The organism is Planococcus ruber (assembly GCF_022819085.1).
In the GTDB taxonomy this organism is placed as follows: Bacteria; Bacillota; Bacilli; order Bacillales_A; family Planococcaceae; genus Planococcus; species Planococcus ruber.
Map to the genome: position 1 here is coordinate 238,398 of NZ_JALHAG010000011.1, position 16,330 is coordinate 254,727.

Here is a 16,330-nt window from a genome sequence, read left to right on the forward strand (position 1 = left end):
TCCCGCTCTTTCTCCATATAAAAACCGAAAGGGATGTGAATCCCTTCCGGTTTCCAGTTATTCTTCAATGTTGATGTACAGTTTGCCGGCAGCCGCTTTTCTCGTTTCGTTTTTAAAGCTGTCGACCACTTTCGCTTCAATCATGGCGCCGTTGGCCGTGGTGCCATAAGGAACGGTCCAATAGCCCACATAATGCCCATCGCCTTGCTCCATCATCGGCAGTTCCGTTGCATTTGACACGTTGGTCAATGGCATATGGATGCTGAAGCTCGCTTTTAAGCCTGGAGCGGAATCGAATTCGATTTTCACGCTTCTGCCAGTCGTCAAGTGAACGTCTTCTGAAGGCGTCAAGTTCTCAATGGCAGGAGCCGTAAATTGAGCCGTGATCGTCACCGTCTCCGAGACCTCATTTCCAGCCGCATCGACCGCTTTGACTTCAATGACATTTTTGCCGTTATCCAGCAAAATGCGTTTGGAGAATGTGCCATCGCCAATGGATGCCGCTTGTCCGTTGACGGTTACCGATTCCAAGTGTTCATCGGCAATCGTCCCTTCCACAGTCACCGTTTCACGGTTTGTTTTTTCACCGTCTACCGGATTCGTAATGGCAAGATCTGGTGCTTCGGTATCCAGCACAACCGTCACGGAAGAAGATTTGCCCGTTTCTTGTCCATTTAATGTGGAGACAGCGACCAGTTCGTTGCTGCCTTCTTCCAGTTCAATCGGCAATTCGAACGTTCCGTCAGCGGCAGTTTCTACAGTCCCAGCCTCTTCTCCATTGTTTTCCAATTCAATGACTGTTGTCGGCGATGCTTTCCCTTCGACCGTCGCGTTTGCTTCATTTGTAACCTGCCCGTCTTTAGGAGAGGTGATGATCGGTGCATTCACTTCATAGCTGACGCGTGCACGGATCATGTAATTTCCTTCCTCTGCAGGAACCTGTGACCAAGCGCCAGAGACATGCTGATAACTTCTCTTCGCATTTTCACCGGTTTCATCTGTCGCCAGTCCAGGAGAATTCGGGTTCGCCACTGTCTGGCGGTAGACCATATAGAAGTCGCCTTCAACGATAATATTGTGTTGCGCCAAATCGACGACTGTCCACTCGCCATTTCGCAAGGCTTCTCCCTCAATCGGGCCAGCCAGCATTTTGCCCGGCGTCCCTTCTGCACCCGAGGCATCCCACACTTCTACAGCAAATTCCGTACCGCCCGGGCTTGGCCATTCCGTATCCCAGAAGCGGAACACGCCGTCTGTGACTATGCCGGATTCCTTGCCTTCAGGAAGCGACATTTTCACTGCCCATGCATTTCCTGCTGCATTATACGCCCGTGCATTTTCTGCGCTGCCGTCATCGTAGCCGATTTCTCCGCCCGGATACGTATAGAACGGCTCAAGCGCCAAGCTGACTTCCACAGCTTCCGCACCGATCGTTACAGGAACTTCTTTGCTGTAATAGCCTCTTGATACCACTTTCAACGTATATTCGCCTTCATAAGCGTTCAATGAATAACTGCCGTCTTCCGCAGTTTCCACAGGAGAGATATTGGCATCTTCCACAAGAAGGACAGTCGCACCTTCAATCCCTTCGCCGGTCGCTTCATCAGTGATGGTCCCGCTGACCGTATTTTGCGCAACTTCTTCCAGCGTGAAGTTCGCTTGCGTAGTTGCATCCGCTTCAATCGTCACCGATTTTTCTTCCGATTGATAACCGTAGGCTTCCGCTTTCACAGTGAACTCGCCAGGGCTATGCGTCAACGAATATGTGCCATCCGCTGGGTTCGAGTAAACTGAGCGCCCGGACTCCAATACTCTCACTTGCGCGCCAAGCGGCAATAAAGTCGGATTCACTGGAACTTCTACCGTCGGCAATTGTTCTTTAGCCGGAACACTTGGATGGATTTTCGCAGGATCAATCGGATTTTTCACCGATTCTTTATCCTTCTCTTTCACAAGCCCCAATCCAATTCCTCTATTTGCCGCTGCTTTTTCATTTGCTTTGCCATTTCCTTTAGTTGCTGAATTTCCTTTCGCATTTTTTCCTTTCGAAACTTTTCCAGTTTCTGAAACGTCCGCCAACGCTACGTCATCGATATACCAGCCGTCTTTAACGACACTGCCATCTGAATAGGCATTGAATGCCAAATAGATTCGCTGTCCGCTATAGTCGCCCAAATCGATTTCTGCATCCGTCCACTCGCCGGTCTCACCTTGGAATGTCTGCAATTGCGTCCATTCCTGCTGATCGGCAGAGACGAATACATGGCCATAATCCCATGCTGTTCCTGAAGACGATTGTTCGAAACTGTGCCAATGCTTAAATTGCAAGTATGCTTGCCCTTCCGGCAGATCGACCGGCGGCAATACAAGCGTTGCATTCATATTGGAATCATAAGCACCGTCCAAGTTCGTTGCATAAACTTTCTCGCCTGATGCTGCGTTTCCAGGACCTGAAGTCGGAACCCCATGTTCCCAGCTGTTCATTTCACCAAATGAAGTCCAGCCTGCCGCTGCGCCTTCAAAATCTTCAAAATACCCGACTGTGATTCCCGGTTTTACTTCGACTGTGTATTCTTCAGAAGAAATTTCGTTATTGCCAAAATCATTGATGGTCCATTTGTAAACGAATGATTCGCCTGAAACCGCTGATCCAGGAACAATCACTCTAAATTCGCCTGATTTGAAATCACCGGCTGTGCGAGCGGCATCCAGCTGCTGCCAGTCGCCATTTTCATCCAAATAATTCAGCTTTACAGAAGAAATGCTGATATTGTCTTGTACTGAAACCGTTAACGGCAACTCCATTCCTTCATAAGTTTCTGCTGGCGCTGCGTGCTCAAAAGTAGGAGCTTCCAGGTCATCGCCTTGCTTTGAAACTTGGCCTTCCAATTTGCCGATGCCGTCCAAAATTGAGCTGACTGCTTCATAGGCATCAACCAGCCCGTAGCCATACCCATGGTTTGGCGATTCAGGATAGGTGCTGTCTGTCAGCGGTGTCGCCGTATCCAATAAAATCTGCTCCATTTCATCAACGGCCAAACCGGCATCCACTTGCCGCAGCAAGGCTGCTGTCGCTGCCACTGCCGGTCCTGCCATTGAGGTGCCGTTCCAGCCGCCTTCATAAACGCCGCCTGGTACAGAAGAGCGGATATTGACGCCCGGTGCAGAAACATCCGGTTTGATTTCATCATAAGGAGATGGCCCTCTTAGCGAGAAATCAGCTACTTTATTGTTAATATCGGTTGCGCCTGTCGCAAATGATTCGGGATAATTTGCAGGCGCCGCAACAGAGGCAGGGCCGCCCGGGTTAAATAAAGTGGTATTGCCGGCAGAGAATTCCGGGAAAATTTCAGCCGCGCGCCAGTTGATGACGACATCGCGGTACCATTCATCCAAGCCAGGCCCGCCGCCCCATGAGTTATTGACAACATCCGGCGCTAGGTCTACACGGGTATTGCCTTCTGAGTCTGTCGGCGCTAAAATCCATTCCGCTGCTTCCAGCAAATCCGCATCTGTCCCTCCAGAAGCGGTAAATGCACGAACCGCAATCCATTTTGCGCCCGGTGCGACACCGATTTGGTTCGAGCCATCCGGTTCACTTCCGACCATCGTTCCGGTTACGTGCGTCCCGTGCCCTTGATCGTCATAAGGGGCATTTTGGCCAGCCGTCGCATCAAACCAGTTATAGTCATGGTTCACTTCGCCGGTAGCCGCATTGTACCCACGATACTTTTCTTTTAATGCCGGATGGTCCCATTGAACGCCTGTATCAATGCTCGCAACGACCGTTCCGGAACCATCGATTCCAAGATCCCACGTTTCCGGGGCTTTCACGCGTTCGACACTCCATTCAATATTTGCCACATTTGATTTAGGCGCTTCGGCATTCGGAGTTTTTGTCGTAAACAATTGACGGGTTTCATTCGGCAATACTTTTTCGACTTCCGCAAAAGCCGCTACTTTCTCGGCTACTTCTTTTGTCGCTGTTACTGCCATGCCATTGACGATAAAATACGAATTGAGATCTTCTGCATTCCCTTTCGCCACTTCTTTTTCCAGGTACTCTTTTACATTCTGCTGTTCTTCAAGAGCCGTTGCCTTTAACTCGGAGACTACGGCAGAGCGCTGGGCGAGCTTTGACTTCGAAGAAGAAAGAGCCGCTTGTTCTGAAGTTTTTTTAAACGAATCAGCCACTTCTTCAGTTTCTGCCTTTTCTTTGAACTTGATCAGGAATGTGACTTTTTCTTCGTCTTTAAAATTCGTCAAAAGTCTGCTGCTCAATTTTTCTTTCGCAATTATGTTGGAATCATTTACCGATCGGTGCAATTTGCTTGCCGTTTCCGCGCTTGCAGCACCTGGTGCCACAAGTGAAAACGCCATAAGTAATGAAGCTGCTAAACTAAAAGCTTTGATAGAACCTTTTTTCTTGCCCACTATTGTTCCTCCCTCCAAATTCACAACATTTTATTCCCTGGTTTGCCTTTAGAGCGATATCAAAAGGCAAAAAAATACACCCGTCCCCCTTCCCCAAATAATTTTGGTGCCCAGCGTCATGGTGTCATTGCTTCTGTCTAAGTTGTTGTTAACACTATACAAGAAAAAAATATGTAATATTATTGAATTTTTTGAATTGATAAACTATACCTAAATATCTTAGATGTGCAAAAAGAACTAAAATCTTTAATAACAAATATAGAAAATAGCCTTATTTCATATAAAACAAAGGATTCGCATGAATCACAGACTTCCACTCTCTCTTTTTTATAGCGCCTCATTTTTTTAAAATGAACCGATGCACCTAATTGAAAATTATTCCAGAAAACCACTTTTATTTGAATCTCAAATAACTAATAAAAACCTCAACATCATGGAATACAAAATACTCATTTTAATCTATTTGTCATCTTTGTAATTCTGCTGTAAAGAAATACTTCTATAATTTTCATCTTAAAAAATTTGCAAGATCTTTAATTCTTTTTGTTGTTTTAACCAGCCGGGCTTTTTCTTAGCTTATTTTTAAGATACCGCCTTTCTCCTCTAACGTTATTATGGCCATGAGTTTTAATGCCTATACAGCAGACGAGGACTTATTGCGTACGAATGCTCTGATTTCTAATTTTACTGTTTGCTTTCGGCTTTTGAAAACTTTATATTTAGAGAGGCGAAATATTAAAAAGACGAAATGAGTGGACGGATATGAAGGCTTGGATTGACAATTGGAAGTTGAATTTCTCCTCCTATAACCGAAATATTAAATTTTTCATGCTGGCAAATGTGCTGATCCAAATCGGGTTAGGCGTTTTTATGGTGATGTATAACCTCTATATTAAAGAACTCGGCATGCCCGAAACCGTCAATGGCAAAGTGATTTCCATGACAGCCACAGCCTCTGCTCTCATGCTGATTCCGGCAGGGTTTTTGAGCGACCGGTCCGGGCGCAAATGGATCATCATTTTAGGGGCGGTTTTTGGTGCCATGACTCTTTTTTACCGCAGCTTTACGGTTACAGAAACACCTCTTGTCACAGCCGCTTTTCTAACCGGCCTGTTTATGGCGTTTGTCCAAGTCTCTGGGGTGCCTTTTTTAGCGGAGAATTCAAAAGCTTCGGAGCGCGTGCAGATGTTCAGCATCTATTTTGCCTTGATGACGGTCGCCAATGTCGTCGGCAGCCTGCTCGGCGGAGTGGTTTCGGATGTATTTCAGACGATCCTGGATATGGAGGCGGTCACGGCCATCCGCTGGTCATTGCTTACCGGGGCCTTCATTTACAGCTGCGGCCTAATCCCTTTGCTTTCTTTAAAAAGCCGTTCCGCTGAAATACAAGAAAAAGAGAGCAGTGACCCGCTTGTCCCTGCAACTGACATCAATCTCAAAAAGAATTTGATCATCATTTTCCACTTTTCGTTCGCGAGTCTCCTGATCGGGCTTGGCTCCGGACTTGTTGTCCCCTATTTGAATCTTTATTTTTCCAACCGATTCGATGCATCCAATACGTACATCGGCCTTATTTTGTCGCTGGGCTCTGCGATGACGGCTGTTGCGATGCTGATCGGCCCCATGCTGGTCCAAAAAGTCGGCAAAGTCAAAGCCTTGATCATCTTCCAGGTGCTGTCTATACCGTTTTTGATTTTAACCGCTTATACGACTTCCCTGTTTCTTGCGGCCATCGGTTTTCTTTTGAGGCAGGCATTGATGAATGCCGGCAACCCGATCCAAAGTGCGATTGCCATGGAAGTGGTGCACGATAAGTACAAAGGCTTGGCGAACTCGCTCAACCAAGTGGTCTTCAATGTTGGATGGGCCACGATGGGTCCAATTGCTGCCGGGCTCGTGGTCGCTTTCGGATCATACTGGGGCTATGCCTATGCGTTCACTATCACTGCAGGACTTTACATCGTTTCGTCCATCTACTATTACTTCATCTTTGGAAAACGCAAACTCGCAGACGAATAAAAAAGGAGGGCTCCGTCGAGGAGCCCTCCTTTGATGTTTATTTTTTCTTTTTCGAAGTGAGGCGGCCAAGCAAGAATGCTCCTGCTACAAGGCCGATCGCTGTATTTGTCCGCTTATTAAATACTTGTTTTGCCACAAGATTCAAGTTTTGCGGGCGTTCAGCCAGTCTGCGCATGAAATAGCCGTACCAGTCGTCGCCAAAAGGCACATACGTACAGAAATTATAGCCTTTATTCGCCAAATCCAATTGCATGTCTTTCCGGAAACCGTAAAGCATTTGGAATTCGAATTTCTCCAACGGAATCTCGTTTTCTTCGACAAATTGGATGACGTGATTGATGATATGGTGGTCATGCGTTGCAATCGAAGTGAATTTGCCGTGCAATAGATGGTATTCGATCAACGCGATGAAATTCGCATCGATTTCTTCGCGCGTCTGGTAAGCATACTCTGCCGGTTCTTTATAAGCGCCTTTTACAATTCGCAAACGAAGGTCTTTCCGTTCTTTTATGTCATCTTCTGCTCTATAGAAATAAGATTGGATAACGGTTCCCACGTTATCATATTCTTTTAATAATTCATCGATTAAATCGTATGAAGGCTGGACATGTCCATAATCCTCCATGTCGATGTTGATATGCATATCGTATTTGTTTGCCGCATCCACGATTTCTTTTAAGTTCTCATAGCAGAAATCATAGTCGATATCTAAACCGATCTGAGTAGGCTTTAAGGAAATATGTGCGTCTACCCCGTTCGCATGAATGCTTTCAATGACTTCCAAAATACTGTTCTTCGCTTTTAATGCTTCTTCTTTTTCAAAAACGAATTCTCCAAGATTATCAACTGTACAGCTGATTCCTTGAGCATTCAATTCACGGATACTTGCGATTGTCTCTTCAATATTTGTCCCGGCTACCACTGTTTGAGCGCCTAATTTAAGGCCGTATTTCTTTGCTGCAGCTGTCAAAAATTGATTTTGCGACAATCCGATAAACACATCTTTTAACATTTTCTTCCCTCCTGATACAATTCACCAAAAGCCTGTTTACCTAAAAGAAAAGGGCCTTCTCCCTTAGATTCAAGCATCTATATTGTAATCCTTTTTTTCTGAACCCGCACCATTATTTTAGTTGGAATTAAAAATGGTTGCTAAAACTCTCAAAATTGTATGAGCTTTCATCTAAAAAACTCCTCGAAGCTAGAAGCTTCCGAGGAGTTTCGATCAGTTATTGATATACTTTTCAAAAACATCGCCAAAATCTTTAATGTGATATTGGTTTCGGACAGAAGTCATCCACGTGAAGCCGAAATCCGTCAGCTTGGAATATTGGACGTCCATTGCCACATCATTCGGGCGCGAATTTTGAAGCACAGTTACCGCTTTATTCAGGCTTTCGTTTGCCATCGCTGTAATGATCTCATTTTCATGCGTAATTTCAGCAATGCGCAGGAGGGATTTATACAAATCTTTCAGACGCTCAATTTGATCTTTTTGGACATCGATGCTGTAAGCGATCTGCCCTAATTTAAATTTAATTTCAATATCCAAATCGATTTTTCCGGCTGTTTCCATTACTACATCTGAAATCGAGTTTTGGGAATACGGGAATCTTTTTAACGTGCGTTTTGAAGACATGGCACTTTCGCCGTCCACATGGATCAGCGCCAAATTGGTAAAGCAATATTCGTCCGCTTTTGTCTTGATCAAGAAATAGATTTTTTCCTGGTCTTCGTGCATGACATAATCGTCTGCATCCGTTTTATCGTAGTCTTGTGGGTCAATGATTTTTCCGATATCGGATAAACCTAGAGCTTCTGAAGCCATTTTTTTGAACATCGCCAGTTCCCCTTTTCAAGATGAATATCATTCCCCCTTATTCTATCAAATATGATTCATGCCTACACCAAAATTTTGTCAGTTTAATAAATAGATAGCCAATCTTTAGTCGATTGGCTATCCGTTTTCATTCTTTATTTAACTTCCAAACTGAATAATTCAATCCCAGCGCAAAGGCCACCCAGGCAATATACGGGATCATGAGCGATCCAGCCAGTTTGTCCACACCGAAAAATTCGTAAGTGGTCAAGGTCAGAACGCCAAGCAAAGCCGTCATTTCAATTAAAGCGGTGCCGCGCATTCCCCATTTAAAGAACAGGAATGACCAGAGGAAATTGAGCCCTAATTGAATGTCATAAGGAGCCAATGTATTTCTGCGCTCTTCTTGGCTATCCGATTTTTCATCTACCCGGTACTTCGCTAGTCCCATAGTTGTATAAAGCGTAGTCCAAACTGTCGGAAAAACCCATGGCGGCGGCGAAAAAGATGGTTTTTTCAACCGTTTGTATTTTTCTTGCGTATTGCGATTGGCAAGAGCCCCGATAATTGAGCCGCCAACCACCGGAACCAGTACACTTAACGCTAATTTTTTGCCGTTGAATTGGCCGTCTGCTTTCAACACTTCCATTATTTCTCCTCCTTACGAATCTTTTCTTTACTACTTTTTCCTTTAAGAAAAGGCCATAAACAAAAAAACCATCTCCCGTGTCCGCTTCAGCAGCGGATAAGGAGATGGTTTAGTTTAATTTGAAGCAGCCAGTTTCGCCATTTTGTGGTTTCTCACGCTTAAAATTGCCCACAAGAGGAGATTGAAAACCACGACGTAAGCGGCAAGAACGGATACGCTCAAGATGAACGTTCCACTTCCGTAAGCCGAGGACATCGACTCTCGGAAACCGAGAAGCGCATAGCTCATCGGAACGAAATCATGCACATTTTGGAAAAATGAATTGGTTAATTCAATTGGGAACGTACCGCCGCTTGCACCAAGCTGAAGGACCAGAATGATCATAGCGATAAAACGCCCAGGATTTCCAAGAGCAATGCTCAAGAACATGATCAAGAACATATAGGCCAATGAGGTAACAATCGAAATGGCGATAAATTCTCCCACATGGTCCACTTGCAGATGGAAGCCGAAAATCATGATGGCATCCACAATCAAGGCTGCGGCCGTTGCTTGGACAAAGCCAAGCAAAAACTTGCTGAGCCACCAAGCAGCTCCCGAAGTAGGATGGCTTGGACGTCCGTTGATCGGAAATACTAAATTGAAAGACAAAGCCCCTACGTAAAGGCCTAATGACAAAATGTACGGAGCCATCGCATGGCCGTAGTTCGGCACTTCGCTCTTTTTGCTTTCGGTAGCGGTTGCCGGTGCCGCAATCATTTCATAGTTGGCATCCGACAAATCAGTGCCGTTGATTTCTTGTGCTCCTTCCGCCAAACGGTCGGCAAGTTCCGTTGAACCTGTTTCCAGCTTGGCAGCTCCGTCGCCTAGTTCTCCAGCGCCGCTCTTCAGCGCTTCCGCGCCGTCGCCAATGCCTGCAGCTCCGCTGGCCAGTTCATTGACGCCATTGATGAGTGCCGGTGCACCGTCGTTCAATGAAGAAATCCCAGAAGCCAAATCGTCCGCTCCCGATTGAAGAGTTGCCGAATTTCCTGCCAGTTCATCGGCGCCTTGTTTAAGTTCGTTTGTTCCATCTGCTACTTTAGCGACGCCTTCTGTATAAGCAGCGGTCCCTTGCTGAAGCTGCGCTGAACCTTCTTTCAATGCGCCTGCACCTTCCACCAAGCCGTTAGAACCGGCGGACAATGCAGAAACGCCTTGACTCAGCGATTCACTTCCTTTTGCCAGACTGTCCACTGCTCCAGCCAGCTGCGGCAAAGTGCTTGCCGCTTCGTTGACGCCTGAAAGCAATTGTCCACTTCCCGCCGCAGCTTCATTGATGCCTGTTGTCAGCGATCCAGCACCCGGGATCAGTTTGCCGTTCAACGCTTGCCGAATGGTTTCATATCCACCCAAAGCGGCGCTTGCACCCGAGTTCACTTGTGCGATGGCACCGGATAAGCCCGCTGCTTGTTCAGGCAATGATCCAAGCGACTGGAAAGCCGGTAAAATGCCATTGTTCAAATCTGAATTGACTGCTGCCAAGTTCCCAGCCAACTTGTCGATAGACGCTTGTTGATTGGCTGACTGCGTGGCAGCGCTTTGTTCGATTGCCCCGATCAATTCACTTTGCTGCTCGGGCGTCAAGGCACCATAAGCAGAGGTGCTTTTTACCGCTTCTGCTGCATTGGATGAAGAGACCTTCAATTCCTCCAAGGCCTGCTGGGCTGCCGCCAAATTGGCTTGCAGCGAAGCCGCACTGTTCGCATCCCCCGCAGATGCCACAGCCGCTAATTTTTCGGCATTCTCCTGAATGCTTGAAAGACCTTGTTGAAGGCTAGTGATTTGATCTTGGCTCGGCAATCCTTGTTGAAGCGCCGTAAGCCCTTGTTCCAAGGCAGAACTTCCCGATGCCAACTCATTGAGGCCGTCATTCAATGCTTGCTGGCCATTTGCTAATTTTTGGATTCCCGAATCCGGCCCCGCCAATGCTGCTGTTTTGGATTGCAGTTCTTGAAGCCCTGCATTCAGCTGGCCGCTGCCGTTTTCGGCATCTGCCAATCCGCTGTTCAATTGCTGTGCGCCTGGAAGCAAGTTTCCAAGGCCATCCGCTAAAGCGGCTGATCCTTCGACAAGTTCTGAACCGCCCGCTGTCAGCTGGGAAGCACCGTCAGCCAATCCCGCTATACCGCTCTGCAATTGGCCGACTCCATCCGTGTACGCAAATATTCCAGTTCGAAGCTGGCCGGCACCTTCGTCCAATTGTGCGGCTCCTGCTGCAAATTGGCCAGCGCCCACTTCCAATTTTTCAGCGCCTTGCTTGAAGGTTAACGTACCCGTTGCCAGTTCCCCCAGTTTTTCACTGAGTGTTGCATTTCCTTTATGGATTTCTGCAGCGCCGTCCGTCAGCTGCCCTGCGCCATCCGCCGCTTCGTCCATGCCATCTCCAATGGTCTGGATCTGGTCAAAGACAGCTTTTACATATTCTTTCGTGACACTTTCTGAAATTTGTTCCCGAATATCCGCTGTCGCTTGCTTGCTAACCGCTTCAATGAAAAATCCGCGTCCGGGGTTGGTCTCGTATTGAAGGTTCATCGTTTTCGGCTGAACGCCCATCACTGTGGAAGCATTAAATGAAAAATCTTCCGGGATCGTCAAAACCATGAAGTATTTTCCTTCCTCCATCCCTTTTTCCGCTTCTTTGGCATCGGTAAAATGCCATTCCAGATCCTCGTTTTCTTTTAAATTGTCGACTAGTTCATCTCCGACTGCCAGCTGTGTTCCTTCGTATTCTGCCGGCTGGTCCTGATTGACGACAGCTACCGGCAAACGGTCTGTTTTGCCGTAAGGATCCCATGAAGCTCCGAGGAAAAATCCTCCATATATGATAGGGATGAACATCAAGACAAACATCGTGCCGATCAATAATGGTTTAGAAAGAAGTTTCTTCCACTCCATTTTCACTGTATTCACTTGTCATCACCTGATTCCCATGGTAGTACATCACTGAGAGATTCTCTATTCCAGTTTAAAGTCGGTAAATTTTCCACTCCAAATCCTTCTTTCAATAAATCTCCTGCTGACACTTTCGAAAAATATTCAATCAGCAGATTGTCGCCTTGTGCAAATACATTCCGCAAAATATTTTGGCCGCGTTCCGCATATTTCCCGTCATGAAATGCCAGCCCGATCAAGCCGGTGTCCGGGTACATCCGGATCGGGCCTTCCATTGCTTCAATGACATCCAGCATACTGATGTCGTCAACTGACTTAGCGAGGGAAACGCCGCCGTTGTTCCCTGAAACGGACATGGCAATTCCTTGCACAACCAGCTTTCTCGTGATTTTTTTCATATATGAAGGCGATACGCCCAATCGTTTGCTGATTTCATCCGAAGCTAATGGCGCGCTGCTTTCTTGTGTGGCGAGCAGCACGATGATGCAAATCGCCTGTTCCACTTTTTTGGTTAGCTGCATGATTCCACTCCTCTACTTCTACTTCTATTATCCATTATGGATATATTATGTCCATAAAGTAGTAAACCACTTTTTCATTCGGATTGCAAGGCCTAGATTCTCCCTTTAGCCAATAAAAAAATGCCCCTTGCTTCAATGGCAGTCGAAGCAAGGGGCATCTCTAATTTCAGCGGTTAAAATATTTTTTTAAATAGCCGATCACTTCAAGCCGGCAGCTTTCCGTTAGCGGCGAATCCTTTGGATGGACAAGCTCCCCGTACAACAGCTCATCCAAAAAACGCACTTCATTTTGGAACCTTTGCTGAAGATTCCCATCGAAAACCGTTAATTGAATATAAATTGAACTTCCCTGTTCCACATAATCAATAAGCGAAATTTCATGTTTCATGTTTAAAACAACCCGACAGCTTTTCCATCTGGCCCAACATCCATTTTTAATGCTGCGGGCTGCTTAGGCAGTCCTGGCATCGTCATGATATCGCCCGTCAAGCAAACTAAGAAGCCAGCGCCAAGTTTTGGAATAATCTCCCGGATGGTGACGATGAATCCTTCCGGACGGCCAAGCAATTTCGGTTGGTCGGATAAGGAATATTGAGTTTTCGCCATACAGATCGGCAACTCGTCCCAGCCGTATTTCTTCAATTCCGCCAGTTGCTTTTGGGCTTGGTCCGTCAATTGGACCGCTGCCCCGCCGTAGACTTTTTGGACAATGGTTTGGAGCTTTTCTTCTACGGCGTCAGTTTCATCATAAAGAGGAGCAAAATTTGTCGGACGGTCCAGTTCTTGCTTCACCAGTTTCGCCAATTCCAAACCGCCAGCTCCGCCTTGTTCCCATACATTGGTTAACGCCGCTTGAACGCCTGAAGCTGCTGCCCATTCCATAATTTCGCCAATTTCAGCGTCGCTGTCTGTAAGAAAACGGTTTAACGCCACCACAGGTTCAATTCCAAATTGACGGATTGTATCGACATGCTTGGCCAAATTGACCATGCCGCGTCTCACGGCTTCCGGATTTTCTTCACCCAATAAACCTTTGGCAATTCCGCCGTGCATCTTCAACGCCCGAACGGTCGCAACAATCACGACAGCATCCGGATGGAAACCGCCTTTGCGCGATTTGATATGCATAAATTTTTCAGCACCGAGATCGGCACCAAAACCCGCTTCAGTCACCACAATATCCGCCAGCTGCCTTGCTGTATTAGTTGCCATTAAAGAATTGCAGCCATGGGCAATATTTGCAAACGGACCGCCATGGATAATGGCCGGCGTCCCTTCGATTGTCTGTACGAGATTTGGTTTAAAAGCTTCTTTTAAAAGCATCGCCAGGGCTCCTTCCACTCCGAGGTCCCGAACCGTGACCGGTTCTTTCCCGTAAGTGTAGCCGATGACCATTTGGGCCAAGCGCTCTTTCAAGTCTTCTATAGAAGTGGCCAAACATAAGACTGCCATGATTTCAGAAGCTACCGTAATATCAAACCCGTCTTGGCGCGGCACCCCTTGTGCAGGTCCGCCGAGGCCAATCGTCACTTGGCGGAGCGCCCGGTCATTCATATCGAGAGCGCGTTTCCACGTAATTCTCCGAGGATCGATTTGGAGCGCGTTGCCCTGGTGCAGGTGATTGTCAATAAAAGCAGCAAGGGCGTTATTCGCGGAAGTGATGGCATGAATGTCTCCGGTAAAATGCAGGTTGATGTCTTCCATTGGCAACACTTGGGCAAATCCGCCGCCGGTCGCCCCGCCTTTTACGCCCATGACCGGACCAAGCGATGGTTCACGAAGAGCCACAATGACCGATTCCTTCAATTGGCTGAATGCATCTGCAAGCCCTACCGTAACGGTAGACTTGCCTTCTCCCGCTGGAGTCGGGCTGATTGCCGTCACTAACACCACTTTTCCAAGCCGTGCAGCTGGAAGCAGCGCTTGAACGTCGATTTTCGCTTTGTATTTTCCGTATAGCTCAAGGGCATCTGCTGGAATTCCCGCTCTTTCTGCAATTTCCCCGATAGGCAAGATCTCCGCATTTGAAGCAATGGATAAATCCGTGTTCGTCATTCATTTCCCCACTTTCAATTTTTCTTTTATTATACCTTGCCCTTGGAAGAAAAGAAAAAACCGCCTCCTTAAAAAAGAAGGCGGCCTCTTTTGCAAGCCTGGTTAAAATTTGAAAAACCCACTTAAGATCAATTCCGGAAAATCCTCTTCAATCACGGCATCTAAGCCGTTCTCTTCCAATTGTTCGTAGAGTTCTTCATCTTCTGCGATGCGGATGGCATCGGTTTCCGACTCCTCATTTTCGTGGAATTTAATGATGTATTTTTTCAACCCATTCTTTTCAATAACAAAAATGGTGAAGGGTTCGTATTTTTTTACATTTCGCAAATTTTGATGCGCCACGACAGAAGCTGCATCCATTTTCTCCAAATGGTTATAAAGAAACCCTTCCGAACGCTCTTTTTCAGCAGAAATATAATTCATTTTCGAATGATGGCGGTTGATGAAGCGCTCGGAAAGATTTTGATGAAAAGAGATGGTTTCCCATTCCACTAGATGCCGGTATTTCTCGATAAAACGCTCCGTCAAGCATTGGTTGCGGGTAATACTGTTCCAATCGACTTTTTCTGGATGTCGGTCAATCAATGACATCGGCAATTTCTGAAACAGCGAGAGCGCCTTCCATGATAAACGGTCCTGATGCTTCTCGATAAAAGCCGGAGACAAACCCTTACCATGATTGACGTTCTTTTTCATCGAAATCAGGGTCCAATATTTCTTGTCGTCAAACTCCCGGCCTTCTTTTTCGAAGGTTTTCACTTGGCGCTTCGTCAAGCCTTCAAGTGCCGGCTGCCATTTAGCCGCTTGGCTGAACTCTTCGATAAATGACTCAGAAAGCATCTGTTCCGCTGCAACTGCATGCCAATACAGCCGGTGGCTAAACTCCCGGATAAAAGCCTCCGATAGCACTTGATGGCCCGACACCAAATACCAATTGACTTGGCCGCTGTTAGCTCGGATAAATTCCTCGGATAAGGCCTCTTCTTCACATATCCGGTTCCAGGAAATCGCTCGTTTATCTGGATAAGCTTTCGCTTCCATCAACTCTGTTATGGAATTAAACATCTTTTCCACTCACTTTCTCAATCTGTTTATGTATATTTTATCACGCAGACAAAAGCCCTTTAAACAAAAACCCCGCAGACCGGACAATCCGGATGCGGGGGAGTTTCAATCAACGGCCATTTTCCTTATCGTCCGAGTCGGCAACATTTCTGCGCTCTTCCGGAAAATCGAGATCCTCGCGAGATTCCTGTGCCTGCTCTCTGAATTCCTGTTCCAATTGCTTGTTCTGCAGCTCATCTTTGTTTTTATCTCTAGCCATGCAATCCCTCCCTAACTTTTTATTATCCCCCCTATTCCCTGATAAAAAATTGATAAACGGATAATGCATTTTTCAGGAAAATATACGCATGAACTTTAGCGCATGGCTCTTTCTCAAAGAGAAAAGCCCTGCCTCCCAGTGGATCTGGAAGGCAGGGCTTCATCTTATTTTTTCTTCACGATGGCAACTGTACAGCGCGACACGCAAATAAGCCGTTCTTGTTCATCGACAATTTTGATGTCCCACACCATGGTGGTCCGCCCTTTATGGAGCGGCGTCCCAATAGCTGTCACCAGACCATCTTGCTTGCCTCTTATATGATTGGCATTGATCTCCAAACCGACCGCATACTCCGTTTCCTGGTCGATCAAGTTCCAAGTGCCCACACTTGCTACTGATTCGGCAAGCACGACAGAAGCGCCGCCATGCAGCTGCCCAAAAGGCTGATGCGTGGCAGCATGGACCGGCATCGTGGCCACTACCCGATTCTCTTCCATTTCGGTAAATTCGATACCGAGCACTCCTGCAATGGTCTGTTCTACTGGCTTCATCTTCATCTACTACAACTTCCCTTC

Annotated in this window: 12 protein-coding genes; 1 reads left to right on the plus strand and 11 read right to left on the minus strand. The window is 46.7% G+C overall.

Annotated features, from left to right (window positions below; translation table 11 throughout):
* Nucleotides 1-57: 57 nt before the first annotated feature.
* On the minus strand, nucleotides 58-4,380 hold the full coding sequence (locus MTR82_RS13945) for a S8 family peptidase (RefSeq protein ID WP_246809656.1): 4,323 nt from the start codon (nucleotides 4,378-4,380) through the stop codon (nucleotides 58-60).
* 816 nt (nucleotides 4,381-5,196) lie between these two features.
* Here MTR82_RS13945 and MTR82_RS13950 point away from each other — a divergent pair.
* A complete protein-coding gene (locus MTR82_RS13950; RefSeq protein WP_246809527.1) occupies nucleotides 5,197-6,453 on the plus strand; it encodes an MFS transporter in 1,257 nt (418 codons plus the stop codon).
* Between the two features lie 37 nt (nucleotides 6,454-6,490).
* Here the strand turns inward: MTR82_RS13950 and MTR82_RS13955 are convergent, their stop codons facing one another.
* The 10 genes from MTR82_RS13955 to MTR82_RS14000 all read right to left on the minus strand — a co-directional run bounded on the left by MTR82_RS13955 (nucleotide 6,491) and on the right by MTR82_RS14000 (nucleotide 16,312).
* Entirely contained in the window at nucleotides 6,491-7,465 is a 975-nt protein-coding gene (locus MTR82_RS13955) for a proline dehydrogenase family protein (RefSeq protein ID WP_246809528.1), read from the minus strand.
* A gap of 213 nt (nucleotides 7,466-7,678) precedes the next feature.
* Nucleotides 7,679-8,293, minus strand: coding sequence for a PH domain-containing protein (locus MTR82_RS13960; RefSeq protein ID WP_052653555.1), 615 nt, complete (start codon nucleotides 8,291-8,293; stop codon nucleotides 7,679-7,681).
* Nucleotides 8,294-8,420: 127 nt separating this feature from the next.
* A complete protein-coding gene (locus MTR82_RS13965; protein WP_246809529.1) occupies nucleotides 8,421-8,921 on the minus strand; it encodes a TspO/MBR family protein in 501 nt (166 codons plus the stop codon).
* 114 nt (nucleotides 8,922-9,035) lie between these two features.
* Nucleotides 9,036-11,873 carry a YhgE/Pip domain-containing protein gene (locus tag MTR82_RS13970; protein ID WP_246809530.1) on the minus strand — a complete coding sequence of 946 codons (2,838 nt, stop codon included), beginning with the start codon at nucleotides 11,871-11,873 and terminating at the stop codon, nucleotides 9,036-9,038.
* Nucleotides 11,870-12,376: an RrF2 family transcriptional regulator gene (locus tag MTR82_RS13975; RefSeq protein ID WP_246809531.1), complete on the minus strand. Its 507-nt coding sequence runs from the start codon at nucleotides 12,374-12,376 to the stop codon at nucleotides 11,870-11,872. The genes MTR82_RS13970 and MTR82_RS13975 overlap by 4 nt, the downstream gene beginning before the upstream one ends.
* Before the next feature lie 166 nt (nucleotides 12,377-12,542).
* Entirely contained in the window at nucleotides 12,543-12,764 is a 222-nt protein-coding gene (locus MTR82_RS13980; protein ID WP_052653567.1) for a hypothetical protein, read from the minus strand.
* 2 nt (nucleotides 12,765-12,766) lie between these two features.
* Nucleotides 12,767-14,431: a formate--tetrahydrofolate ligase gene (locus MTR82_RS13985; RefSeq protein ID WP_246809532.1), complete on the minus strand. Its 1,665-nt coding sequence runs from the start codon at nucleotides 14,429-14,431 to the stop codon at nucleotides 12,767-12,769.
* A gap of 102 nt (nucleotides 14,432-14,533) precedes the next feature.
* Nucleotides 14,534-15,496 carry a hypothetical protein gene (locus tag MTR82_RS13990; protein ID WP_052653573.1) on the minus strand — a complete coding sequence of 321 codons (963 nt, stop codon included), beginning with the start codon at nucleotides 15,494-15,496 and terminating at the stop codon, nucleotides 14,534-14,536.
* A 109-nt stretch (nucleotides 15,497-15,605) separates the two neighbouring features.
* Nucleotides 15,606-15,755 (minus strand): hypothetical protein, encoded by a 150-nt coding sequence (locus MTR82_RS13995; RefSeq protein WP_199876636.1) that lies wholly within the window; start codon nucleotides 15,753-15,755, stop codon nucleotides 15,606-15,608.
* 164 nt (nucleotides 15,756-15,919) lie between these two features.
* Nucleotides 15,920-16,312 (minus strand): hotdog fold thioesterase, encoded by a 393-nt coding sequence (locus tag MTR82_RS14000; RefSeq protein ID WP_246809533.1) that lies wholly within the window; start codon nucleotides 16,310-16,312, stop codon nucleotides 15,920-15,922.
* Between the last annotated feature and the right edge of the window lie 18 nt (nucleotides 16,313-16,330).